The sequence below is a fragment of the Novosphingobium barchaimii LL02 genome, assembly GCF_001046635.1.
Classification (GTDB): Bacteria; Pseudomonadota; Alphaproteobacteria; order Sphingomonadales; family Sphingomonadaceae; genus Novosphingobium; species Novosphingobium barchaimii.
In genome coordinates, this window is sequence record NZ_KQ130453.1 from 100,406 (window position 1) to 123,863 (window position 23,458).

At 64.7% G+C, this 23,458-nt stretch carries 20 protein-coding genes; 12 read left to right on the forward strand and 8 right to left on the reverse strand.

Annotated elements, in window-relative coordinates:
• The first annotated feature begins 104 nt into the window (after window positions 1-104).
• The gene (locus V474_RS07425) at window positions 105-1,313 is read left to right on the forward strand and encodes a restriction endonuclease (RefSeq protein ID WP_059150907.1); all 1,209 of its coding nucleotides are present in this window, start codon (window positions 105-107) and stop codon (window positions 1,311-1,313) included.
• Window positions 1,314-1,626: 313 nt separating this feature from the next.
• Here the strand turns inward: V474_RS07425 and istB are convergent, their stop codons facing one another.
• From istB to V474_RS07440, 3 genes are all read right to left on the reverse strand, one after another.
• A complete protein-coding gene (gene istB, locus V474_RS07430) occupies window positions 1,627-2,496 on the reverse strand; it encodes an IS21-like element helper ATPase IstB (RefSeq protein WP_059150908.1) in 870 nt (289 codons plus the stop codon).
• Window positions 2,493-3,998, reverse strand: coding sequence for an IS21 family transposase (istA, locus tag V474_RS07435; RefSeq protein WP_059150909.1), 1,506 nt, complete (start codon window positions 3,996-3,998; stop codon window positions 2,493-2,495). The genes istB and istA overlap by 4 nt, the downstream gene beginning before the upstream one ends.
• A 103-nt stretch (window positions 3,999-4,101) precedes the next feature.
• Window positions 4,102-4,989, reverse strand: a complete 888-nt coding sequence (locus tag V474_RS07440; RefSeq protein ID WP_082699656.1) for a hypothetical protein — start codon at window positions 4,987-4,989, stop codon at window positions 4,102-4,104.
• Between the two features lie 82 nt (window positions 4,990-5,071).
• Here V474_RS07440 and V474_RS24860 point away from each other — a divergent pair, with 82 nt between their 5' ends.
• From V474_RS24860 to V474_RS07460, 5 genes are read left to right on the forward strand one after another with little or no spacing between them, the layout of a single operon-like run.
• Window positions 5,072-5,287, forward strand: a complete 216-nt coding sequence (locus V474_RS24860; RefSeq protein ID WP_236711158.1) for a hypothetical protein — start codon at window positions 5,072-5,074, stop codon at window positions 5,285-5,287.
• Window positions 5,288-5,324: 37 nt separating this feature from the next.
• Window positions 5,325-5,729: a transposase gene (locus V474_RS24865; protein WP_082058011.1), complete on the forward strand. Its 405-nt coding sequence runs from the start codon at window positions 5,325-5,327 to the stop codon at window positions 5,727-5,729.
• Window positions 5,726-6,079, forward strand: a complete 354-nt coding sequence (gene tnpB, locus V474_RS07450) for an IS66 family insertion sequence element accessory protein TnpB (protein ID WP_043980823.1) — start codon at window positions 5,726-5,728, stop codon at window positions 6,077-6,079. Before V474_RS24865 ends, tnpB begins: the two co-directional genes overlap by 4 nt.
• A gap of 49 nt (window positions 6,080-6,128) precedes the next feature.
• On the forward strand, window positions 6,129-7,688 hold the full coding sequence (gene tnpC / locus V474_RS07455; RefSeq protein WP_059150576.1) for an IS66 family transposase: 1,560 nt from the start codon (window positions 6,129-6,131) through the stop codon (window positions 7,686-7,688).
• Window positions 7,685-8,266 carry a UPF0149 family protein gene (locus V474_RS07460; RefSeq protein ID WP_059150816.1) on the forward strand — a complete coding sequence of 194 codons (582 nt, stop codon included), beginning with the start codon at window positions 7,685-7,687 and terminating at the stop codon, window positions 8,264-8,266. Before tnpC ends, V474_RS07460 begins: the two co-directional genes overlap by 4 nt.
• A gap of 35 nt (window positions 8,267-8,301) precedes the next feature.
• Here V474_RS07460 and V474_RS07465 read toward each other — a convergent pair whose 3' ends face one another.
• Entirely contained in the window at window positions 8,302-9,345 is a 1,044-nt protein-coding gene (locus V474_RS07465; protein ID WP_236711142.1) for a GGDEF domain-containing protein, read from the reverse strand.
• Between the two features lie 83 nt (window positions 9,346-9,428).
• On the reverse strand, window positions 9,429-10,361 hold the full coding sequence (locus tag V474_RS07470; protein WP_236710880.1) for an alpha/beta fold hydrolase: 933 nt from the start codon (window positions 10,359-10,361) through the stop codon (window positions 9,429-9,431).
• Between the two features lie 83 nt (window positions 10,362-10,444).
• Here V474_RS07470 and V474_RS07475 point away from each other — a divergent pair, with 83 nt between their 5' ends.
• From V474_RS07475 to V474_RS07495, 5 genes are all read left to right on the forward strand, one after another.
• The gene (locus tag V474_RS07475; RefSeq protein WP_059150912.1) at window positions 10,445-10,684 is read left to right on the forward strand and encodes a hypothetical protein; all 240 of its coding nucleotides are present in this window, start codon (window positions 10,445-10,447) and stop codon (window positions 10,682-10,684) included.
• 69 nt (window positions 10,685-10,753) lie between these two features.
• Window positions 10,754-11,269 carry a hypothetical protein gene (locus V474_RS07480; protein WP_236710882.1) on the forward strand — a complete coding sequence of 172 codons (516 nt, stop codon included), beginning with the start codon at window positions 10,754-10,756 and terminating at the stop codon, window positions 11,267-11,269.
• A gap of 60 nt (window positions 11,270-11,329) precedes the next feature.
• Complete coding sequence (locus V474_RS07485) at window positions 11,330-12,613, forward strand: TolC family protein (protein ID WP_059150914.1); 1,284 nt, start codon at window positions 11,330-11,332, stop codon at window positions 12,611-12,613.
• Window positions 12,613-13,878: an efflux RND transporter periplasmic adaptor subunit gene (locus V474_RS07490; RefSeq protein ID WP_059150915.1), complete on the forward strand. Its 1,266-nt coding sequence runs from the start codon at window positions 12,613-12,615 to the stop codon at window positions 13,876-13,878. The genes V474_RS07485 and V474_RS07490 overlap by 1 nt, the downstream gene beginning before the upstream one ends.
• Window positions 13,868-17,059, forward strand: a complete 3,192-nt coding sequence (locus V474_RS07495) for an efflux RND transporter permease subunit (RefSeq protein WP_059150916.1) — start codon at window positions 13,868-13,870, stop codon at window positions 17,057-17,059. Before V474_RS07490 ends, V474_RS07495 begins: the two co-directional genes overlap by 11 nt.
• Before the next feature lie 48 nt (window positions 17,060-17,107).
• Here the strand turns inward: V474_RS07495 and V474_RS07500 are convergent, their stop codons facing one another.
• From V474_RS07500 to V474_RS07510, 3 genes are read right to left on the reverse strand one after another with little or no spacing between them, the layout of a single operon-like run.
• On the reverse strand, window positions 17,108-18,037 hold the full coding sequence (locus V474_RS07500; RefSeq protein WP_059150917.1) for a diguanylate cyclase: 930 nt from the start codon (window positions 18,035-18,037) through the stop codon (window positions 17,108-17,110).
• Window positions 18,034-20,835 (reverse strand): response regulator, encoded by a 2,802-nt coding sequence (locus tag V474_RS07505; protein WP_059150918.1) that lies wholly within the window; start codon window positions 20,833-20,835, stop codon window positions 18,034-18,036. The genes V474_RS07500 and V474_RS07505 overlap by 4 nt, the downstream gene beginning before the upstream one ends.
• Window positions 20,832-21,254, reverse strand: a complete 423-nt coding sequence (locus V474_RS07510; RefSeq protein ID WP_059150919.1) for a hypothetical protein — start codon at window positions 21,252-21,254, stop codon at window positions 20,832-20,834. The genes V474_RS07505 and V474_RS07510 overlap by 4 nt, the downstream gene beginning before the upstream one ends.
• Before the next feature lie 233 nt (window positions 21,255-21,487).
• On the opposite strand from V474_RS07510, the gene V474_RS07515 reads away from it, so the two are divergent.
• Window positions 21,488-23,443 carry a hybrid sensor histidine kinase/response regulator gene (locus tag V474_RS07515; protein ID WP_059150920.1) on the forward strand — a complete coding sequence of 652 codons (1,956 nt, stop codon included), beginning with the start codon at window positions 21,488-21,490 and terminating at the stop codon, window positions 23,441-23,443.
• Window positions 23,444-23,458: the final 15 nt, after the last annotated feature.

A 23,458-nucleotide genomic window follows, 5' to 3' on the forward strand; every position in this document is an offset into this window, starting at 1 on the left:
CGTGCCGGCTTTCCGAAAGCGTACGCTGACGCTATCTTCAACTTCGAATGACGGGGTCGCCGACGGCAAGGTCAGATCCGGGGATTTCCGCCAAAAGGAGCAGCATGTCCGAAGCGCCGACGAACAGCTCATTGATGGACGCCTTGGAGATTTTCGAGGCGACTGAGGCCAATCTCGTCAAACTCGAGCGCCTGTGGGAGGAGCTTCAGGGTATGATCCCCGGGGGCATCTCGTTCGGCGAGAATATCGAATATGAAGATCGGCAGCGATCCTACGCTTTGCTCCTGGAGAGCTTGCCGATGCTGGACGGATGGAAGCCGACCGCCCGGCCCCTTGATCTCGATACGATCGCACAGAACCGAATCGACGCGGCGGAGCTTGGCGAGTTCGGCATTGAACAGTCTGTCGAACGCGGCATCACGGATCCGGGCCGAGAGCTTCGCGAGTATCGCTTCCGGTTCAACAATACCCGCAAGGCGCTGATCCGCGACGCCCTTGTGGGGCTGATCGACGCGATCGACGACGACCTGCGCACGATAAGGGCCGCAGTGGGGCCGGAGCCAGAGCACCGCGAGCAGATTGAGGACGCACTCTGGAGCAATCTGCGCGAACATGTGAAGCAGGTCGAGGTGTTGCTGGGATCCAGCGTAAAGCGACCGACACGCTGGAGCGATATGCGCCGGCATATTCGCTTCGGCTATCCAGGCGATCTCCACGACATCGAGAATGCCGATTGGCCACAGGTAAAGGCCGAGTTGCGCAAGGGGCTGTACGGCGTCAACGAGGCGATGCCGATCAAGGTGGCGGATCTGTCGACACTGGTGGCCGCCCGGCCATCCGGGCCGATCTCAACCGCTTTGTCGTGGGGCAATATCGACGATGCGACGTTCGAGCGCCTGATTTACGCATTGATCAGCAACGAACCCGGTTACGAAAATCCGGCGTGGCTGATGAACACGAACGCGACCGACCGTGGCCGTGATCTTTCTGTCGACCGTGTGATCGAAGATGCGCTTACCGGGACGCTCCGCCAGCGCGTCATCATCCAGTGCAAGCACTGGACGACGAAGAGCGTTGGCCTGTCGGACGTCGCGACGCTCAAGGAGCAGATGAAGCTGTGGGACCACCCGCCGGTCAGCGTGCTGATTATCGCAACCAGCGGTCGGTTCACGACCGATGCGGTCTCCTGGATCGAAAAGCACAATGGGTCGGGCGAGGCGCCCCGGATCGAGATGTGGCCTGAGAGCCATCTCGAACGATTGCTGAGCGCGCGGCCGGCCCTCATCGCCGAGTTCGGCCTTCGCAAGCATTGAACACCCGGACGGGCTTGCCTGCCGGTTCACTGGGCAGCGCAGCTATTGGGAAAGCAACGCAATCAGCTGCACTCGCTCGCTCGCCATCGTCGCATCGCAGCCGCTGCTTCCCTCAATCTCCTCAGTTGATGGAGGTCCAAGCTCTGGCAACAATGCGTCGAGGTCTACCGTGCCACGGATCAGCGTTTGGTGCACATCGCCAACGGCTTCGGTCCGAACCGCTTCGCCCTTGAAGCAGCGGAGTGTAGCGCGACAAACTGGATGATGATCGCGCGTCAATCAGGATGAGAATGTGATTGTCGCGGCGCGTCGATCAGTGCCTGTTTAGATTGTCGCTGGCAAGTTCGTCGTTCTCATCCTGATTGTCGCGGATGGTCTCGAGAACCTTTGGCGTGGTGTATGCGGCGGGCCGCCCGGCACCGGTGCGTCTGGCCTGAGCGGTGCGCCGCCGGTAACTTTCGACGTTCATCTCGAAGATGGTGGCGTGGTGGACGAGCCTGTCGACAGCGGCGAGCGTCATCGCGGGATCGGGGAAGACCCTGTTCCACTCGCCGAAGGGCTGGTTGGCGGTGATCAGCAACGACCGTCGCTCGTAGCGCGCGCTGATCAACTCGAAGAGCACCGATGTCTCGGCTTGGTCGCGCGAGATGTAGGCGAAGTCGTCGAGAACCAGCAGGTGGTATTTGTCGAGCTTGGCCATCGCGGATTCGAGCGCGAGTTCGCGCCGCGCGACCTGCAGGCGTTGCACGAGGTCGGAGGTCCGGGTGAACAAAACCCTCCAGCCCCGCTCTACCAGCGCCAGGCCGATAGCTGCGGCGAGGTGGGTTTTGCCGCCGCCGGGCGGACCGAACAGGATGAGGTTGGCACCTTGCTCGAGCCAACCATCGCCAGCGCACAGGGCCATGACCTGGGCCTTGGAGATCATCGGCACGGCATCGAAGGCGAAGCAGTCGAGGGTCTTGCCTGCGGGTAAATGTGCCTCTGCTAGGTGGCGTTCGATCCGACGCCGATCGCGTTCGGCGAGTTCGTGCTCGGCCAGCGCGGCGAGGAATCTGCTGGCGGGCCATCCTTCCTTGTCTGCCTGGGCGGCGAAGTCCGCCCAGATGTGCTTGATGGTGGGCAGGCGCAGTTCGTTGAGCATGAGGCTAAGACGCTGTGCATCGATCATGGGAGTTGCGTTCATGCGGCTTCTCCCTGTTCGATAAGTCCGTCGTAGATCGAGAGCGGCACCAGTTCGACCACGACTTCGGGCAGATCGGCAGGGTCCGGACAGAACCGGGCCCGCAAGGTTGTCAGGCAGGGCGTTCGGCGCGCGGCCAGGTCCTCGGTCAGGAGCCCCGCGAGTTCGGCCTCGCATGCACGTTCGTGGGCCATGGCCAGAAGTTCGACGGTGGTGCGGCAGGCTTCCCGCTCGCCCTGAACTTCCAGCAGGTGGTCGAACATCAGGCGATAGGCCTCTCGCGGGAATAGGCTATCGCGATAGACCAGCCCTAGCAGGGCCATGGGCTTACGGCGCAGAGAATGGATGACGTGACGGTAATCGACAACGTGACCGTGCTTGCCGTTCATGCCTGCGCGCCCGCGCTGCAGGGTCATGAGTCTCGTGCCGCCGATGAAGAGGTCGAGGCGGTCATCATACAGGCGAGCCCGCAAACGGTGCCCGATCAGGCGGGATGGGACCGTGTAGAACACCTTGCGCAACGTGAAGCCGCCCGAGGATGTGACCGTCACGAGGACCTCCTCGTAATCGGTGGTGCGCACGTCCGGCAGCGGCTGTAGGAACTTGCGTTCGGCATCGATCCCGGGGCCGTGCCGCCGGTTGCGTGCATTTACGACCTCGTCGATGAAGCGGCGATAGTCGGCAAGGTCGGAGAAATCGGCGCTCCCGCGCAGCAGCAGCGCATCCCTTATGGCAGCCTTGATATGACCATGAGCACTCTCGATCGCGCCGTTCTCATGGGCAACGCCCCGGTTGTTCCTCGTGGGCTCCATTCCATAATGGTCACAGAGCGCGTCATAACGCTTGGTCAGGTCGACCCTGGCATCCGCGTCCAGATTGCGGAAGGCGGCCGAGAGGCTGTCGGTACGATGAAGCTTCGGTGCACCGCCTGCGGACCAGAGCGCGTTCTGCAGCCCTTCGGCCAAGGCAACGAAGCTCTCGCCGCCCAGGATGATGTGCCCGTGTTCGAAGCCGCCACAAGGAAGCCGGAAGTGATAGAGCAGGTGGTCCAAGGGTTGTCCGGCGATCGAAACTGCCAGATCGTCCATGCACGTAAAATCGGACAGGCCGAGCCGCCCGGCCTCGTGCACTTGTCGGAAAATGACTTCGCGATCTTGCCCGTTCATGGCGCGCCAGTCGCGAATGCGCCTCTCTAGCGTTCGCCGGGAGCCGAACTCCGTCTCGGGATATCGGCGCCGCAGCTCCTCGAAGATCGCTATGGGCCGAAGGCCCGGAGCAGCCTCTAACATCGGCACGACAACTTCATCGAAAATACCGGCAAGGGGATCGGGTCGGCGCCGGCTGCGCGGTGTTTGCCGCTGCGATGGCAGCTGGGTGGCCTGCAGAACCCGATAGCCCGTCGCCGGACTGAACCCGGCCTTCGCCGCCGCCAGGGCGACGGGGTCATAACGTCGGTTGGTCATGAAAAGTCTCACTTGATGATCGTTGATGTGTCGGCCGGCCACACGCCCAGTCCTCCTCCCCGGAAAACCCGATGCATAGCGGCCACCACGACCATCACAGGCACCCGGCAAAGAGTGCCTCCGGTGTGTCGGGACCGGCTACGGGCTACGCCCTACGCCGATCCCGACACACCGGATTCTCATCTTGATTGTCGCGCTTTCTCGTCCAGAACGCCGCGCAACAGCGGAGTATCTGACTCAGCCCGTTGTCGTCGGTAATGTAGGACGAACGCGCCCAGCCGACTTGGCGCTCTCGACCGATATGCTCGATCTCCAGCTTACGAGGCAGGAAGCGGACGACTGTCATTATGTCGGAGAGCGCATTCTCAGCGTTAAAGAGGGCAGCATCCTCCCTAAATTTCATCACCTTCTTCGCGGCCCGGTTCTCATAGAGACAGCCGAGCGCCACAAGGACAACCGGATGATAACGCGCGATTGAAAGGCTATCCGCGAGTTCGAGCATCTCCGTCGCCGTCGTCAAGCGGCGCGATTTGGCGACCGGATTCTGCAGACCGAACCGATCATTCAGCGCGCGAATGAACTGGAGGTAGGCATCCTGCATCAGTTCGTGCGGCGCGCCCCTGAGCTCGGGCAAATATTCGGTGAAGAAGCCATCGGACTCGGCGACGTGCGCCTTGGTGAAGAAGGCGCGAAGCGAAGCCATGTCCCCCAGTATCTGCGCCTCGAGCTCGGCATCGGTCATGGCGTTGCGCGGGTCGCTCACCTTTTCGATGAACGCCAGCAGATAAGAGAAGGTGTTCTGCGGTAGATCGAGCGCGGTGAGCCGATCAAACAAGGCGAGCTTGCGGGAATCGCGTTCGTGCGTTTCGCGCGCTTGCTTCGTGATATTGGCCGCGCAGATGTCGAGAAAATACAAGGTCGGCACCGCGTCCGACCATTGCCGCAGGAACGCCAGATCCTCCGGTCGGGCTTGGAAGGTCACGGTCAATTCCTGTCCCCGGCGATAGATTTCACCGTCTTCCGAAGTTGCCATTGAATTGCGCCTCCTCTGATGACCATTTGGCATATCGATGTCGCGGCTATAGGGATCGAGTGCAACCAGAGTTGAAGGATGCGTGGCGATTTCGTGTCCGCAGATCATGATGGGGGTACGGGGGCAGGTCCAGCGCGAAGGCGACGTCATCCATGTCATCGCCCGGCGTCTCCATGATCTCTTCCCGATGCTCGCCAGCGTCGGTGGGCGCGTCGATGTGGCTGAAGTGTGCCCGGTCAGTCGCGCCGATGTCGTCGTAACCGCTGCACCCGCCCCACGTATTCCGAGAGCTTGCTGATGGTTAGGCTCGCCCGAGACGAGGAGGAGATCGGGCAATGTCGGATGAAATTGATGCAGGGTCAAACGGCGGTTTGACGTGTGCGTCGCACAGTACAACTGCGCGTTTGACCGTCAGTTTGCCGCCCGGACGTCGGCGCTACGAGCGTTGGCCGGATGACGTACGCGACCGCATTCTGGCTGAGAGCTTTGTGCCAGGAATGACTGTGGCGCAGGTCGCCCGCGATAACGGCGTCGGCCTTGGCCTTTTGCACTATTGGCGTCGGCAAGCGCGAGCAGCAGGAGCCGTCGAGGAATTGCGGTTCGTACCCGTCACGCTGGCTCAGGAGAAGCAACTCGAACCTGGCGGCTTGGAGTTGGTGGTACGAGACGTGACGGTTCGGATCATGGGCGCGGTCGAGATGGACCACCTGCGCGCGGTACTGGCGGCGATCCGGGAATGATCCCGATCGACGGAAGCGTACGGATCTTCGTGGCGACACAGCCGGTCGACTTCAGAGCCGGGATTAACCGATTGATGGGGCTGGTGACGCACGTGCTGGGGCATGATGCCTGCGCGGGCGATGTCTTCGTGTTCCGCAACAAGGGCGCGGATAAGGTGAAGTTGCTCCGTCATGACGGGTCAGGCGCGGTTATGGCGACGAAATGGCTCGACCGAGGAAGGTTTTACTGGCCTGCCGTGCAAGGCGGCACGATGGTCCTGAGCGGACCGCAATGCACGGCATTGCTGTCGGGTCTGGATTGGAAGAAACTGCCCGCACCCGAGGTGCGCAGACCCCTGATTTTTGGCTGATATCTGCGGTTTTCTGTGGCGACGAGGAGTCGGTGTGGTATAGTCAGGCATGCCCGCCCAAGCCGACGATCTCCCTGAAGATATGGAGCAAATGGCGGCTCTGGTGCGTGAACTGCAGGCAGAAAACGCCCAACTGCGCGCACTGCTCAAAGGCATGGCCCACCAGGCCTTCGGCAGCCGTTCAGAACGCGCCAGCGTCATCCTGGGTGATCAAGGTCTCCTTGATCTCGGCGACCTCGTAACCACGCCGGCTACCGCAGCCAACGACGATGGCGACGCCGAAGACAAGCCTGCCGTCGGTCGCCCACGCCGCAAGCGCGGCCTGATGGCACTGCCGGCCCATATCGAGCGCGTGGAGCGCGTGATTGATCCCGACACGCTGGATTGCCCCTGCTGCGCCGGCAAGCTCCACAGGATCGGCGAAGATGCCAGTGAGGCACTCGACTGGGTGCCGGCCATCGTTCGCGTCATCCGCACAGTGCGCCCTCGTTACGCCTGCCGGGAATGCCGGGAGGGCGTCGTTCAAGCGCCGGCGCCGCGCCGCGCGATCCCAGGCTCGATGGTCACTACCTCGACGCTGGCCTGGATGGCGACGGCGCGCTACGCCTGGTCGATCCCGCTCAATCGGCAGTTGCAGATGCTCGCAGGCCAGGGCGTCATCCTCGATCGGGCGTTACCGAGCCGCTGGATGCGTAAGATCGCATGGTGGGTGAAGGCGCTCTATGATCGCCTGCTTGCCTACATCCACAGCCAGTCCCGGATCTTCTGCGATGAGACCCGCATGCCGGTCCTCGAGAAAGGGCGAAGACGAACCCGCACGACACAGTTCTGGGCGCACGCTTGTGATGACGGACCGTGGTCAGGCCCGGCCCATCCGGCAGTGGTGTATATCCATGCTCGCGGACGGCGGCATGCCGAGGCGTTCGAACAACTCGCCCGCTACCAGGGCGTTATCCAGGTCGACGGCTATGGTGCCTACAAGGCGCTTGTGCGCGGTGGTCCGGGCCGAGGCAAGATCACACTCGCCTTCTGTCTTGCCCACGCCCGGCGCAAGTTCGTCGATGCCTTCCGCAAATCGCCATCGCCGGTGGCAGCGGCGATCCTTACCCTGATCGGTGAGGTCTACGCGATCGAGGCGCGTGTGCGCAAAGGCACCGCCGCACAGCGCCTCCAGGCTCGTCTCGCCGAAACCGCCGACGTCATGGCGAAGATCAAGGCGCAGATCGACATCATGCTTCCAGGTCTGTCGCCCAAGTCCGACCTGGCCAAGGCGATGCGCTACACGCTCAACCACTGGAAGGGGCTAACCCTGTTCCTGGAAGACGGCCGGATCGAGGTCGATACCAACACCGTCGAGCGCGGCATGAGAAATGTGGCCCAGGGCCGCAAGTCCAGCCTCTTCGCTGGTAGCGAGGAAGGAGCTCAGACCTGGGCCGTCATGGCATCGCTTCTCCAGACGGCTCGCCTGGGGGGCCTGGATCCCTACACCTGGCTGAATGACGTGCTGGAGCGTATCGTCACGGGCGCTGTGAAGATCAACGAACTGGACATCTTGCTCCCATGGAACTGGCGGCCGGCGGCAGAACCGGTAAAAGCGCTGGCGGCATGAACTTCAAACCTCGCACATCGCAGGGCCGGACCCTCTCGCTCGAACAGCTCGAGATATGGCTCGACGAGCTTGATCCCCCCGTAGCTGGCGTCTCATCGATCGACGGCTTCCTGGCCGCAGTCGCCGCAGGCCCCAGCGTCATTGACCCCGACGTATGGATTAAGAGCATCCTGCGCGAGCACGCTCTCAACGCGCGCTCGGCGCCTGCGCGCCGAACGATCCTCAAGCGGTATAACCGCATCTGCATCGAGCTTGCCGAGAAGCCCGAGGCGTACGCGCCGATCTACATGCGCACCGAGGAAGGCGAGGTACTGCTCGAGGACTTCGCCAACGGGTTCTTCACAGCCATGCATCTCGACATGGAGGCGTGGAAGCCCTTCATCGCCGACCCGCAGTTCGGCTACCCGCTCGCGGCACTGCTTGGCCACAGCACCATTACAGGTGGCCCGTCATGGATCGAACAACTGGGTGATCCGAGCGCCAATCTGGCACTAGTCGATACGTGGCGCATGGTCCCGCAAATCATCTCGCTGATCAATGACCAGTGCGCCTTCGCGCGCATGACGCCAGCAGCCTGATATAAATCCCGCCACCACCAATGCGTGGGACAGGATCAGCGGTTACAACGTAACCGCTCGGCAACGACGGCCACCTCGTTCTCCGTAGCTATAGTCAACATTCCAATAAACTCTTCGCCTCCAAAACGAGCGAAAAGATCGCCGTCGCGCAGGACATCGTTGCATCTTCCGGCCACGGCTTTCAGCACGGCGTCACCTACCGGATGGCCGTGAGTGTCGTTGATCCGCTTGAAGTGGTCCACGTCGACCATCAAGAGCGCAACGATCCGCGCCGCTGCCCCCGCAGCTGTTAATATCTGAATTGAATGTTCTTCGAAGTGACGCCGATTAGGCAGGCCGGTCAACGGATCCGATTGAGCCAGACCGCGCAGTTTGGCCGCAATCCGCAACTCAGCGGTGACATCAGTGAACAGCCAAATGCGCCCATGCTGCCCATCGCCGCTCACGGGATGGGTATCCACCTCGTATGTCCTGTCACCCAATACCCAGTGATGGATCGCGGCGTAATGGACATTTCCGACCTGCGCCGCATACGTTGTTTCCAATTCGGCGTGGTTGTCGCACCGTTGGCGAAGGGCACGCATGGGAGCGGCCAGATCGCTCGCGCGGTGAGATCCTGAACTGCACGCGAGCAGTGCAGCCGCGCGCTCGTTGATCATCGCGCTTTGTCCATCGCCATCGAACAGGACAATGCCGGACGGGACGCTTTCCAGCAGATCGTTGAACTGGTCGCGCATCGCGACCTGCCGGACGGCCTCGCGGCGAGCGGCGAGCGTGCTGGCTACGCTGCTGGCCAGTAGCCGCACATGCTCGACGAGCGGCGTCGGAACTGCAGGCTGGGTCCACAAGAGCAGCAGGCCGCTGCGCGGTGCATGCTCGACAGGGGCTGGTACGAAGAGCAGGGCGCCCGGCATTTCAGGCAATGCATCCACCACAGCCGTCGGAAGTCGATACTTGTCCGCTCCGTCAGGGCTGGCGGACCATTCGACATCAAATACTCCGCTTCGCGCGAGGTTGAAGCTGCTGAAGCCATGCGGCGGAGAAGACGCGACGGGGGCTGCGCGTCCGGCATCATCCACTTCCAAGGCTATCACAAGGGCAGCGTCGCATGCGACCCTGGCAAAGCCGCACAGCTCGTACAGTGCTTCGCTTGAGGAAGGTGTCACGATAAAATCCCAGCCAGTCTTTGTTCGATGATCCGAAGTACCTCGACTGGCGCCGTTATGTGCGGGAGATGACCGGAGGCATCGATGATATCGAGGGTGGCGTCCGGGATCGTCGCGGCAAGCCATTCTCCCACCTGTAGCGGCACGGCGACATCCGAGGCGGTCTGGATCAAATGGACCGGCGTAGGAACGCGGCGGGCGGTTCTGCGCATGTCGGATCCGAAGATGGTGCGAGAGGTGTTGAGGGCGATATCCGGTCGCATCTGGAACAGGGTGCGCGAAAAGTCGGCCACCGCTTCCCTGTCGTCGATGCCCACGACCATCGGCGCAAACCCGGCGACCCATGCCTGGAAGTTGGCGGCCATGCTGGCGAAGAGCTGGTCGAGACCTTCCTGTTCGAAACCGCCAACGTAGTCACCCTCGTTGAGATACCTGGGTGATGCGCCGATCATCACCATGCGCGTGAACAGCTCTGGACGCGCGCACGCAGCGGCCGCGCCGATCATGCTGCTCATGGAATGGCCAACATAGATGCAGCCTTGTACGCCGAGCTCGTCGATAAGTTCGATCAGGTCGTCGGCATAACCGAACATCGATCCATGACGGTCGAAATCGTAGCTCTCCGCGCCAGCGGGACCGCATCCCGCCAGATCGAAGGAGATGACGTCGAACCGCTCTTCGAACCAGGGCCGCAGGGATGCCCATGCGTCCTGGTCAGTGCCAAACCCATGCGACAGGATCGCAGTGGTCTTTCCGGCACCACTGCGTCGGCCATGCAATTTTGCGAAACAGCTCACGCATTCCTCATAAAAGTTCGTCTTCGTGAAAACCCTTAGGGCACATAGCATTAACGCTTCAACCGCGATCGATGACGATCTGAAATCCGCTTCGCGGGGATCAAAGAAAGGTGGCGGCCGCGCTGAGTTCATCACCGACCCTGGACGCCTTGGGCGTCAGGCGATGCGATCCGGGCATTTGGCCAGCGACGTAGTCTGGCAAACCAACCTTTGTGATGACCATCCGCGCTTGCCTCGACCAGCATATCGGTGGGCTGGACTACCGCGCCGGCCTGCGGGCAGAACCTGGTGACCTTCTGCTTGAAGACCAGGCCGTCGCTGCGCATCAGGAAGTGCTGGCGCAATTCATCGCAGCTGGTGCCCGCGCGCATCGTCAGCCAAGGGCTAAGATCGATCTGGTCGGAGAAGTAGACGACCCTGAAATAGTCCCGGTCGAGCTGGCCGGTATAGCGTAATGTTTCAGGCCGGCGAATCAGCGGGTCGGCGGATAGATGCGGCCTGCCTCACTGGGCGGAAATGACGGCATGATACGCTGCGGGTTGTCCGCGCTTTCCTGGCGGAGGTCGAGCGCCTTGCCGGGAGCACGCGGAGGCTATAGCGTGATCGACGTGACGGTATCGCCATGCCTTTCCCTCAACCGCCTTTGCGTGATGCTGTGCCTGTTTCTGGTGCTGCTTTCGGCTGCGGTGCAAGGGGTGAGCGCCGCCGATCGCATCCAGCATGACATTCGCGGCGAAGTGCACGGCGCGCACCATCACGAAGGGCTTGGCGCGGTCACGCTCGACGGTGCGGATATTCACGTAGATACCGCTGGCGACGAACCGCGGGCCGAGAACGAGCGCGACGCCGAAGGCACCGTGCCCGCAAATCACCACCATCATGCCGACCATGGGTCGAGCCTGCCGGAGCTTCATGGGGCACCAACGGCGGATAGGACCGCCTCGTCCTTGCGGCTTGGCATCCCGCTGGTTGCCGCCGTCCCCGGCCAGCCCGTGCACGCGCCCGAACGCCCTCCGAAGACTTTGCCCTCCGCAGCCTGACCGTCCGCGCGTCGCTTGTAGGCGCGGACCCTTTTACATGCCTTTTAGCGGGGGCTTTTCATGTCCACTTGCCTTTCGAGCCGCGCCGCCGTGCGCGCTTTGTGCCAGCTGTCTATCGGCGGCGCGTTTCTTCTCCTGACCACCAGCCCGAACGTGCTGGCCCAGACCCTCAACCTTGCCGACGTGCTGAACCGCGCGGCGCAGTCCGATCCCAGCGTCAGCGCTACCGCAGCGCGCATGAAAGCGGCAGAAGCCGGTGTGCGTCAGGCCGGGGTGCGCCCTCTCGACGCGCTGGCTTTCGATGCCGAGAATTTCGCCGGCACCGGCACCTACCGTCCAGCCAACATGGTCGAGACCACGCTCTGGTACGAACGAACGCTGGAGCGTTCGAGCAAGCGCGATACGCGGATCGACGCCGCGCGTTCCGAACTGGGCGTCATCCACCAGCGCGGACGACTGCGCACGCTGGACCTGCTGGAGCGTGTCGAGGTAGCCTGGGTCGATGCCCTGGCCGCCGAGGCGGCCATCGGCGTCGCCGAGGAGCACCTGCGCTCAACCCAGGCGGTGGAGGGTGAAGTGAAGCGCCGGGTTTCGGCCGCGCTTGACCCGCTGTTCGCGGCGCAGCGCGCGCGCACCGACTTAGCGCAGGCGCGCATCGCCCGCGATCAGGCGGTCCAGGCGGCCCGCATCGCGCGTGACCGGCTTGCCCTTTACTGGGGCGGCGCGGGCGACTTCACGCTCGACAAGGCCGAGTTCGAGACGGCGGTGAACCTCGTCGGTCCACCGGCACATGAGGCCCCCGACCTCGACCTGCTGAACGCAGAACGGGATGCCGCCAGCGCCCGCGTGCGCATGGAGGACGGCAAGGGCACCCCCGACCTCACCCTGAAGGGCGCGGTGCGGCATCTGGCGCAGTACGGCGACGTGGCGCTGGTGGTGGGCGCCTCGATCCCGATCGGCACACGCCGCGCGAACCGCGCCAATGTCGAACGCGCCATGGCCGAGCAGACCGCTGCGGAGGCCGAACTGGCGGTGTCGCGCATCGAGCGCGACCGTGAAATCGCGGGCCTTGTCGCCAACCGCGAGGCGACGGCGAGCGACATCGGGCGGATCGACCGCGAAGTGCTGCCCGGCGCCCGCCGTTCGGTATCGCTGATCCAGGATGGGCTGCGGCGCGGGGGCCTTGCCTTCACCTACCTCGAGGCTGCCAACGCGCGTGAAGTGGTCACCCAGGCGCACCAGCGCCGGATCGAACTGCTGCGCCGCTACCACCTTGCCGGAGCGCGGCTGGACCGACTGACCGGCCGCCACGCTTCCCTTCTTTCCAGCGCGGAGAACCGCTGATGACCCCGAAATATCTGCTGCACACCGGGCTGCCCCTATCCCTCCTGGCCGCCGTCACCCTGCTGTCCGCCTGCGGCGGCAATCCCGAAACACCCACCGAGGAAGGCGAAGGCCACGAAGCGGCCCAGGAAGAATTCGAACGCGGCCCCCATCGCGGGCGAATGCTGCGCGATGGTGATTTCGCCGTTGAGGCGACCATCTTCGAAGACGGCGTGGAACCGGAATTCCACGTCTATGCCTACCGGGACGGCAAGCCGGTTACGCCTTCCGAGGTTAAGCTGTCGGTCGAACTGAAGCGCCTTGGCGGGCGGGTCGATCGCTTTGGCTTTGCGCCTCAAGGCGATTACCTCAAGGGCAATGGCGCGGTGCGCGAACCGCATAGTTTCGACGTCAAGGTCACGGCGTCCGAAGGCGGGCGCAGCCACAGCTGGGCTTATGCCTCCTACGAAGGCCGCACGACCATCTCCGCCGACGCCGCGCGCGCCGGCGGCGTGAAGGTGGAGAAGGCCGGGCCCGCCGATCTGGCGGAAATAGTCGACGTATCGGGACGCATCGAGATCACCCCGGAAGGCAAGGCGGAAGTGCGCGCGCGCCTGCCCGGCGTCGTCACATGGATGCGCGGCGAACTGGGCCAGAAAGTGTCGCGCGGGCAGGTCCTGGCGCGGGTGGAATCGCAGCATTCGCTTATCACTTATTCCGTCACCACCCCGATCGGAGGCGTGATCATCGAGAAGAATTCGAATATCGGCGGGGTTACCGGGGACACCCCGCTGTTCGTCGTCGCCGATCCCAGCAAGCTGCACGCTGAATTCTTTATCTATCCGCGCGATGCCGAACGCGTGCGCGCCGGCCAGCGCGTGGAAGTGCGCAGCCTTTCCGGCGATACCCGCCTCCAGGCCGAGGTCGAGGCCATCGTGCCGACCGCCGACCTCGTCAGCCAGACGCTGATGGCCCACGTCCACCTGCCGGAATCGGCCAACCAGGCGTTCCGCGCAGGGATGGGCGTGGAGGGGGCTTTCGCGGTGGGCGAACAGGCGGCCCCGCTGGCCGTGCGCACAGGCGCGATCCAGCGTTTCCAGGATTTCGAGGTGGTCTTCGCCCGCGTCGGCAACACATATGAAGTGCGCATGCTCAAGATCGGCCGCCGCACCCCGGAATGGACCGAGGTGCTGGGCGGGCTGGAACCGGGCACCGAATATGTTGCCGAGGGCGCCTTCCTGATCCGCGCGGACATCGAGAAATCGGGGGCCAGCCATGACCACTGATATCGCCTTCGGTTCTCACGGCGCCCCCGCGCGCGGCGCTCCTCTGCTGGAGCGCATCATCGCCGCCGCCATCCGCTTTCGCTGGGCGGTCATGGCCGCGGTGCTGGTGCTGTGCGCGCTTGGCGTGTGGAGCTTCAACGCCCTGCGCATTGACGCCACGCCCGATATCACCAACGTCCAGGTCCAGATCAACAGCGAGGCCGAAGGCTTTTCTCCGCTGGAATCCGAGCAGCGCATCACCTTCCCGGTGGAAACGGCCATCGCCGGCCTGCCGGGGCTGCAATATACCCGCTCCGTCTCGCGCTATGGCCTCAGCCAGGTGACGGCGGTTTTCGCCGACGGCACCGACATCTACTTTGCGCGCCAGCTCATCAACGAACGCCTGCAAGGCGCGCGCTCGCAGCTTCCCTCAGGGGTCGAACCCGAAATGGGCCCGATCTCGACGGGTCTGGGCGAAATCTTCATGTACACGGTGGAGGCCAAACCCGGCGCCCGCAAGGCGGACGGTTCGGCCTATACGCCCGAGGATCTGCGCACTCTGCAGGACTGGGTGATCCGCCCGCAGCTGCGCAATACGCCGGGCGTCACCGAAGTGAACTCCATCGGCGGTTTCGAGCGGCAGTACCACGTCGCCCCGCTGCCCGAACGCCTCTCCGCCTACGGGATGACACTAGGCGATGTGGTACAGGCGCTGGAGCGTAACAACGCCAATGTCGGCGGCGGCTATATCGAGCGGTACGGCGAGCAATACCTTGTCCGCGTACCGGGACAGGCGGCGGGGATAGACGACCTAAAGAGCATCATCGTCACCGCGCGGGGCGGCATTCCGATCCGCGTCGCCGACATCGCTAACGTCGGCATGGGCGAGGAACTGCGCACCGGCGCCGCGACCGAGGACGGCAGGGAAGTGGTGCTCGGCACCGTCTTCATGCTGGCGGGAGAGAACAGCCGCGTCATCTCCAAGGCTTCGGCGGAGCGCCTTGCGGCGGCGGCAAAGGCGCTGCCTTCGGGCGTGGTCGCCAAGCCGATCTACGACCGCACCGATCTGGTCGAACGAGCCATCTGGACGGTGGAAAAGAACCTGCTGGAAGGGGCGCTGCTGGTCATCGTCGTGCTGTTCCTGCTGCTGGGCAACGTGCGCGCGGCGCTGATCACCGCGGCGGTCATTCCGGTCACCATGCTGATGACCATCACCGGCATGGTGCGCGGCGGCGTTTCGGGCAACCTGATGAGCCTTGGCGCCCTGGACTTCGGGCTCATCGTCGACGGCGCGGTCATCATTGTCGAGAACTGCCTCAGCCGCTTCGGCGAGGCGCAGCACCGCAAGGGTGGGCTACTGTCGCGGGAGGAGCGCTTCGGCCTTGCCGCATCGGCGACTTCGGAAGTAATCCGCCCCTCGCTGTTCGGGGTGCTCATCATCGCGCTGGTCTACGTGCCGATCTTTGCGCTGACCGGCGTGGAGGGCAAGATGTTCCACCCGATGGCGATCACCGTCGTCATGGCGCTGACCGGCGCGCTGGTCCTGTCGCTCACCTTCGTACCGGCGGCGGTGGCGCTGTTCGTGACCGGCAAGGTGGAGGAAAAGGAAAGCGCGATCATGGCGGGCGCGCGCCGCTTTTACGAACCGGCGCTTGGCTTTGCCCTGTCCCGTTCGAAGGCGATGGTCGGGATCGCGGCGGGGCTGTTCGTGCTGGCGGGCTTTGCCACTACGCGGATGGGATCGGAATTCATCCCGAACCTCGATGAGGGTGACATCGCGCTTCACGCCCTGCGCATTCCCGGCACCAGCCTGACCCAGGCGGTACGGATGCAATCTGCGCTGGAGGCACGGTTGAAGCGCTTTCCTGAAGTGGAGCGGGTGGTGACCAAGATCGGTACGGCCGAAGTGGCCACCGATCCCATGCCGCCCTCGGTCGCGGATACCTTCGTCCTGCTCAAGGACCGCAGCGAATGGCCCGACCCGCGCAAGCCCAAGACGCAGCTGGTTGCCGAGATGCAGAAGGCGGCCGAGACCATCCCCGGCAACAATTACGAGTTCACCCAGCCGATCCAGATGCGTTTCAACGAACTGCTTTCGGGCGTCCGCGCGGATGTGGCGATCAAGGTGTTCGGGGATGACATCGACACGCTGCACGAACTGGGCCAGCGCATCGAGAAAGTTGCCGGCGGCATCGAAGGCGCCGCCGACGTCAGCGTGGAGCAGGTGACCGGCCTGCCGGTGCTGCAGATCACGCCGGACCGGGCGGCGCTGGCGCGGCTGGGGCTCAACGTGGGCGATGTGCAGGATGTCGTCTCGATCTCGATCGGGGGCACGCAGGCGGGGCAGGTCTTCGAAGGCGACCGCCGCTTTCCGATCATCGTGCGCCTGCCTGAGAACATTCGTGAGCGGGCCGACGAGATCGGCCGCCTGCGCGTGCCCCTGCCGGCCAGCGGGGAAGGTACGCGCGGGTTCGTACCCTTGCAGGACGTGGCCAAAGTGGAAGTGGTGATCGGCCCAAACCAGATCAGCCGCGAGGACGGCAAGCGCCGCGTGGTGGTGACGGCGAACGTGCGCGGCCGCGATCTCGGCTCGTTCATCGAGGAACTGCAGGCGAAAGTCGGCGGCGAGGTGGAGGTGCCGGCGGGATACTGGATCAGCTATGGCGGCACGTTCGAACAGCTGATCTCGGCGGCCCAGCGGCTGCGGCTGGTGGTGCCGGCGGTGATGCTGCTGATCTTCGGACTGCTGTTCGCGCTGTTCCGTTCGGCCAGGGATGCGGGCATCGTCTTCTCGGGCGTTCCGCTGGCGCTGAGCGGGGGCGTTGCCGCGCTGCTGCTGCGCGGGCTGCCGCTGTCGATCTCGGCGGGCGTGGGCTTCATCGCCCTGTCCGGCGTCGCGGTGCTCAACGGTGTGGTCATGCTGGCCTTCATCCGCGAACTACGCGCAGGCGGGGCGGCGCTGGAAGACGCCGTGCGTCAGGGCGCTCTCAGCCGCCTGCGCCCGGTACTGATGACCGCGCTGGTCGCCTCGCTGGGCTTCGTGCCGATGGCCTTCAACGTCGGCGCGGGCGCGGAGGTCCAGCGTCCGCTGGCGACCGTGGTGATCGGCGGCATCGTTTCATCCACGATCCTGACGCTGCTGGTGCTGCCCGCGCTCTACCAGCTGGTGCATCGCCGCCGCGGCGCGGCGCCGGCTGCCTGACGACCCTGTCCGGTGCCTTCCCGCGCAGGGAAGCGCCGGGCCAGGCGTTCAGGTGGGGCAATATTCGGCGGTATTGTCGAATTCGGCCACGGTGATCCGGTTCCGGCCGCCGTGCTTGCTTTGGTAGAGTTGTCTGTCGGCGTGGCCGATCCACTGGTCCGCCGCCATGCCGGGCAGGCACCGCGCGCTGGCCACGCCGATGCTGACGGTGATGAACGGGCTGATCTGCGATCGTTCGTGCGGAATGTTGAGCGACTGGACCTGTAGCTTGATCTCCTGCGCCACCAGCTGCGCCCCATGCGGGTCGGCGCCGGGCAGGATGCAGGCGAATTCCTCGCCGCCATAGCGGGCGGAAAGGTCGGAGGCGCGCTTGACCGCCCGGGTCAGGGCAGAAGCCACCATCGAGATGCAGCGGTCCCCGGCGGGGTGGCCGTACGTATCGTTGAACTGCTTGAAGAAATCGATGTCGATCATGATGACCGATAGCCAGTCCCCGGTGCGGGCAAGGCGGCCGGTTTCGCTGTGCAGCGCCTTTTCCATCTGACGGCGGTTGCTGAGCCCGGTCAGCGCATCGGTGACGGCCATGTTGGCCAGCTGGTCGCGCAGGCGCTTCAGCTCCACGTGGTTACCTACGCGGGCGCGCAGGATCGCGGGCTGGATCGGCTTGGTCACATAATCGATCGCGCCCAGCGACAGACCGCGCATCTCGTCCGCCGTATCGCCCAGCCCGGTGGTGAAGATCACCGGGATGTCGGCCAGTAGCGGATCGGCCTTCAGCTGGCGGCAGACCTCGAAGCCGTCGATCCCCGGCATCAGCACGTCCAGCAGCACGAGGTCGGGCAAGGTGGTGCGCGCCGTTTCCAGCGCCTGTTCGCCGGAGGTGGAGAAGCAGACTTCGTAGTCGTCCTCCAGCACGGCGTTCATGATCTCGATGTTCGAAATCTCGTCGTCGACGATCAGGATGGTGGCCCTGGTCACGGGGTGGCTCCTTCGCTGTCTATCAGGGTGAGGGCGGCGCCGTAGTCCAGCTTTTCCAGCGCCTGAAACACGCCGTGGCGTGCGCGTTCTTCCTCGGACAGGCCGGTCGCCTGGGCAAAGCGGACGAAGCTCGCCCGCGCGCCCAGGCTGCGGCGCACCACCAGTTCGCGCAGGTCTGCCTGCGCGCGCCGGGCCGCCTCTGGATCGAGGGCGGGGGCCGCCGCCGGCGCTGTCTGCGTCGGGCCGCCGGTCAGGCTGCGCGCCGCCGTGATGGCGGGGGTCAGGCAGACCTCCAATTCGGCGATGGCGCCGCCGGCCTGCCCGGTATCACCGGCCGCCAGCAGCCGTTCAAGGTTCGAAGCGGCTTTCTGAAGGCCGGGAAGTTCCAGCGATCCGGCCACGCCCTTGAGGCTGTGCGCAAGGCGCCGTGCGTCGGGTAGCTGGCCGGATGCGATCAGCCTGCGCAGTTCGTCCGGGGCGCCTGCATACGTCGCGGCGAACGTGACGATCAGCTTGTGCAGCAGCGATGCCTTGCCGTTGACGCGCAGCAGGGCGGCCTGGAGGCCGAAGGGCGGCAGCGTGTCGGGCAGCACCGTGCCCTGCGGTTTCGGCGGCGCGGGCGGCGCGGGCTGGGCGGCGGGGCGCTCCGCCTTCAGCCAGCGGTCCAGCGTGCGCATCAGCATGGCCGGATCTACCGGCTTGGCGATGTGGTCGTTCATGCCGGCGGCGAAGCAGCGCTGCTTCTCCTCCTCATAGGCGTGGGCGGTCATGGCGACGATCGGCAGCCGGTCCGCAGACCAGCGTTCGCGGATTGCCCTGGTCGCGCTGACGCCGTCCATTTCGGGCATCTGCACGTCCATCAGCACGCCCGCATAGGTCTCGCCGTGATCGCGCACGCGCTCGCAGGCGATGCGGCCGTTCTCGGCGATGTCCACCAGAAGCCCGGCGTCGACCAGCAGTTCGGTGGCGATCTCGCGGTTGATCTCGTTGTCTTCCACCAGCAGCACGCGCAGACCGCGCAGGTGCGGAGCGACCATCGGCACCGTCTCTGCCGCCGGAGGGGCAGGCTGCGGCGGAGCGGCCTTGTGCGAGACGATCTCCGCGATGGTGTCGAGCAGGGTTCGCGGCACCACGGGCTTGGTCAGGAAGGCGGCCACTTCGGCGCTGCCCGGCCCCATAACGAAATCGTCGGCGCCGTAGGCGGTGATGATGATCGTGCGCGGGCGGGCACCCTTGTAGACCGCCGCGTGCATCGCCTCGACCGTCTGCATCCCGTCCATGCCGGGCATCTTCCAGTCGAGCAGCACGAGGTCGTAAGGCTTTCCGGCATCGTCCGCCGCGCCGATCGCGCCAAGTGCCTCGTCGCCCGAGGCCACAAGGTCCAGCGGCAGGCCCCAGTCCGAGAATATATCCTGCATGATCTGGCGCGAGGCGGGATTGTCGTCCGCCGCCAGGATACGCAGGCCGCGGACCTGCGCGGGCACATCAAGCCGGGCCGCATCGGCCTCGTCGTCCAACGACATGCTCATGCGGCAGGTGAAGGTGCTGCCCTGGCCGGGGGCGCTGTCGACCCTTATGCTGCCGCCCATCTGCTCGACGATCTGGCGGCAGATCGCAAGGCCCAGACCCGTGCCGCCAAAGCGGCGCGTGGTCGAACTGTCGGCCTGGGTGAAGGAATGGAACAGCGCCGCCTGCTGCTCAGCGGTCATGCCGATGCCGGTATCGCGCACTGCCAGTTGCACCATGATCTGGTCGTCCTGCTCGGCCCCGACATCCAGCAGGATCGTCACCGTCCCGCCTTCGGAGAACTTCACCGCGTTGCTGAGCAGGTTGAGCACGACCTGGTTGAAGCGCATCTCGTCGCCTGCAAGGCGGTGAGGCACGTCGCCCGCGATCTGGGTCACCACGTTGACCCCGTTCGCCTCGGCATCGGCGGCAACGAGCTGGACCTGATTGCGGATGGCGCCGCGCACGTCGAAGGGGTGCGCTTCCAGCGTCAGTTTGCCTGCCTCGTTCTTGGAAAAGTCGAGGATATCGTTGATGAGCCGCAGCAGGGACACGCCGGCGTGGTTGATCTTGCCGACATAGTCCTTCTGCCTCGCATCGAGGTCGGTCCGGGCGACAAGATGGCAAAAGCCCAGGATCGCGTTCATCGGCGTGCGGATTTCGTGGCTCATGTTGGCCAGGAACAGGCTTTTGGCGCGGTTGGCTTCTTCCGCTTCGTGGGTGCGTTCTTCCAGCGCTTCGTTCTTGGCGAGGATTTCCGCGCCCATGCGCTGATTGCGCTCGAAGCTTTCGGCCAGCCGATCGCTCAGCCACACCAGCACGGCGGCCTGGAATACGACGATCGCAGCGTGGAGGATGACGCGGCCCAGATTGCCCTCGCCGGGGAACACCGCATAGGGCAGCAGGTACAGCAGCAGCAGGTGATGCAGCGCCACTGCCGCCGCGGCGGTAAGGATCGCGCGCCGGTCACACCAGGCGATCGTCAGCGCCAGCATGGCGAAGAAGTACATGTGCATGTCCATCTGCCAGCCATGGCCGCGCAGCAGGATGAGCAGGATCGCGGGCTCTCCCATCAAGGCGATGGCGGAAAGATAGCGCGTAGCGGGGGCGATCCCCCGGCTGTACCAGAGCCAGTGATAGCTGCCTGCCAGCGCGGCGCCGCCCAGCCCTGCGGCGATGGGCGAGTGGCCGGTCAGAACCGCGACAAGAGCAAGCAGGGGAACGTGGGCCCAGAACAGCGCCACCAGAAAGCGCCCGAAGTGAAGGCGCAGCGTATCCAGTTCCACGTTCACAAGGTATTCTCCGGGGATGAAGGCGCGGCACATCCGGCTCGCGCGGGAACCGGTACGGCCAACCAGGCCCCTGCCTTGCGCGCGGCGTTCGGGAAATCCGGCTGCGTGGAATCCGCGATAACAAGATTGGAAAAGGGCGCCCGGACCGTCAGCCCGCCGCCAGCCGCACGGATGAGGCGGACGGTCTGGCCCAGTGTCGACCCCGGCGGCGCCATGACCAGATACTGGCTCGAAGGCTGCCCGGTGGCTACCCATGCCATTGCCAGACTGCCGAGGCCCAGCATGAGCAGCAGGGCGGCGGGCAGAAAGTCCGTGAACTTGCCGCGCGTTGCAGGGATTGCGGGGTCGGCATTGACTGCGGCCCCGGCGGGAGCGGGCGGCGGAAGGTCGGAACGTCGAGGCAGGGCGGGCCAATTCATACAACCATTATGATGCAATAACGGTTTTATAAGGGTTAATACTGAGTAAAATTCACGCGTTACTGGTGACGCCGTGGCCGCCACCGCGACGACTTGGAGTGGCTATGCCAAGGCGGAAAGTAGCGGACGGTGATGCGGCCGGCCATGACGGTGGCGGATCGCTGGCGCGCTGGGCTCGATTCGGCTATCACGGGGCGTCGGCGGACTGATCTGCGGCGGAGCGCATAAGGGGCATGCAAGTCGAGAACGAGGCAACTGCTGTAGAAGGCCGTTTCGAGCTGCTCGTCCAGAGCGTGACCGACTATGCCATCTACATGCTGGACCCCACCGGCATCGTCACCAGCTGGAATGCCGGGGCGGAGCGTTTCAAGGGCTACAAACCGGACGAGATTATCGGCCGGCATTTCGCCCGCTTTTATGGCGAGGGTGACCGCGCGGCCGGAATTCCCGAACGCGCCCTGCACACCGCCGCCACCGAAGGGCGGTTCGAGGCCGAGGGCTGGCGCCTTCGCAAGGATGGCAGCCGGTTCTGGGCCAACGTCGTGATCGACCCGGTTCGCGATCCCGGCGGTCAGCTGATCGGCTTCGCCAAAGTCACGCGCGATCTGACCGAGCGGCGCAAGGCCGACGAGGAGCTGCGCAGCAGCGAGGAACGCTTCCGCCTGCTGGTGCAGAGCGTGACCGACTATGCGATCTACATGCTCGACACAGGCGGCCATGTCACAAGCTGGAATGCCGGGGCCGAACGGTTCAAGGGTTACCGCGCCGAAGAGATCATCGGCCAGCATTTCTCCCGCTTCTACCTTCATGACGAACGTGCGGCCGGCGTGCCGGCGCTGGCGCTGTCCACCGCGCTGAACGCGGGGCGCTTCGAGGCGGAAGGCTGGCGTCTGCGCAAGGACGGGTCGAAATTCTGGGCCAGCGTGGTCATCGATCCGGTCCGGGGCGACAATGGCGACCTTGTCGGATTTGCCAAGATCACCCGCGACCTGACAGAGCGCAAGCGGGCGCAGCATGCGTTGGAACAGGCCCAGCAGGCCTTCTACCAATCGCAGAAGATGGAGGCGATCGGCCAGCTGACCGGCGGCGTCGCCCACGATTTCAACAACCTGCTTGCCGCCATCGTTGGCAGCGCCGATCTTGCACGGCGGCGGATGGGGCAGGGACAGGACATCACCCGCTTCCTCGACAACATCATGGAGGCGGCGCAGCGTGGGACAACGCTGACCCAGCGTATGCTTGCCTTCGCGCGGAGGCAGGACCTGCGGCTTGAAGCGGTGGACCTGACCGCGCTGGTGCGCGGCATGGCAGACCTGATGGAACGCACGATCGGTTCGGGCGTGACCATCGACACGCAGTTCCCGCTGACCCTGCAAGCCGTGCGCGCCGATCCCGCCCAGCTTGAACTTGGGTTACTGAACCTGGCGGTGAATGCCCGCGATGCGATGCCCGACGGGGGCAGGATCGTGATCTCCGCCACGCGCGCGCAAAGCCGGGTCCAGCAAGGGCTCGCGCCCGGCGATTACGTTTGCCTGACCGTCGCGGACGAGGGCGCGGGCATGGATGCCGTCACGCTGGAGAAGTGCGTAGAACCGTTCTTCACCACCAAGGGCATCGGTAAAGGCACCGGGCTGGGGCTGTCGATGGTGGTGGGCATGGCGGAGCAGTTCGGCGGCAAGGCCACCTTGAAAAGCACACCGGGCAAAGGCACGGCGGTCACGTTATGGCTGCCTGTGGCGCTTGCCGATGTGGCTGCCGCTACCGAAGCGCCGGCGCCGGTCGGGCAGGTCGGCCGGATGAAGGCCATGACCGTGCTTGCGGTCGACGATGACGATATCGTCCTGCTCAACACGGCGGCGATGCTGTCCGATCTGGGGCATACGGTGCTGCAGGCAGCATCCGGAGCGCAGGCCCTCCAGATACTCGGCCAGACCCGCGTGGACCTGCTCGTCACCGACTATGCGATGCCGCACATGACGGGCGGCGAACTGGCGGATGCGGTACGGGCAGGGTGGCCGGATCTGCCGATCCTGATGATCTCGGGGTATGCCGACCTGCCGGCGGGGATACGACTGCATTACCGCCGGGTGGCCAAGCCGTTCCGGCAGGACGAACTCTCCGCTGCGATTGCGGAAATCGTGCCGCTGCCGCTCTCCGGCGAGGTGGTGGAGTTTCGCTGCCGCACATAGGCGCCGGTTGTAGGG

What these genes read in the sequence shown, in the direction of transcription:
- tnpB (WP_043980823.1), top strand. Translation starts at nt 5,726, where the DNA reads ATGATCCCGATCGACGGAAGCGTACGGATCTTCGTGGCGACACAGCCG.
- V474_RS07495 (WP_059150916.1), top strand. Translation starts at nt 13,868, where the DNA reads ATGACCACTGATATCGCCTTCGGTTCTCACGGCGCCCCCGCGCGCGGC.
- V474_RS07460 (WP_059150816.1), top strand. Translation starts at nt 7,685, where the DNA reads ATGAACTTCAAACCTCGCACATCGCAGGGCCGGACCCTCTCGCTCGAA.
- V474_RS07515 (WP_059150920.1), top strand. Translation starts at nt 21,488, where the DNA reads ATGCAAGTCGAGAACGAGGCAACTGCTGTAGAAGGCCGTTTCGAGCTG.
- istB (WP_059150908.1), bottom strand. Translation starts at nt 2,496, where the DNA reads ATGAACGCAACTCCCATGATCGATGCACAGCGTCTTAGCCTCATGCTC.
- V474_RS07475 (WP_059150912.1), top strand. Translation starts at nt 10,445, where the DNA reads ATGACCATCCGCGCTTGCCTCGACCAGCATATCGGTGGGCTGGACTAC.
- tnpC (WP_059150576.1), top strand. Translation starts at nt 6,129, where the DNA reads ATGCCCGCCCAAGCCGACGATCTCCCTGAAGATATGGAGCAAATGGCG.
- V474_RS07470 (WP_236710880.1), bottom strand. Translation starts at nt 10,361, where the DNA reads ATGAACTCAGCGCGGCCGCCACCTTTCTTTGATCCCCGCGAAGCGGAT.
- V474_RS07485 (WP_059150914.1), top strand. Translation starts at nt 11,330, where the DNA reads ATGTCCACTTGCCTTTCGAGCCGCGCCGCCGTGCGCGCTTTGTGCCAG.
- V474_RS07440 (WP_082699656.1), bottom strand. Translation starts at nt 4,989, where the DNA reads ATGGCAACTTCGGAAGACGGTGAAATCTATCGCCGGGGACAGGAATTG.
- V474_RS07425 (WP_059150907.1), top strand. Translation starts at nt 105, where the DNA reads ATGTCCGAAGCGCCGACGAACAGCTCATTGATGGACGCCTTGGAGATT.
- V474_RS07480 (WP_236710882.1), top strand. Translation starts at nt 10,754, where the DNA reads ATGATACGCTGCGGGTTGTCCGCGCTTTCCTGGCGGAGGTCGAGCGCC.
- V474_RS07490 (WP_059150915.1), top strand. Translation starts at nt 12,613, where the DNA reads ATGACCCCGAAATATCTGCTGCACACCGGGCTGCCCCTATCCCTCCTG.
- V474_RS07510 (WP_059150919.1), bottom strand. Translation starts at nt 21,254, where the DNA reads ATGAATTGGCCCGCCCTGCCTCGACGTTCCGACCTTCCGCCGCCCGCT.
- V474_RS24865 (WP_082058011.1), top strand. Translation starts at nt 5,325, where the DNA reads ATGTCGGATGAAATTGATGCAGGGTCAAACGGCGGTTTGACGTGTGCG.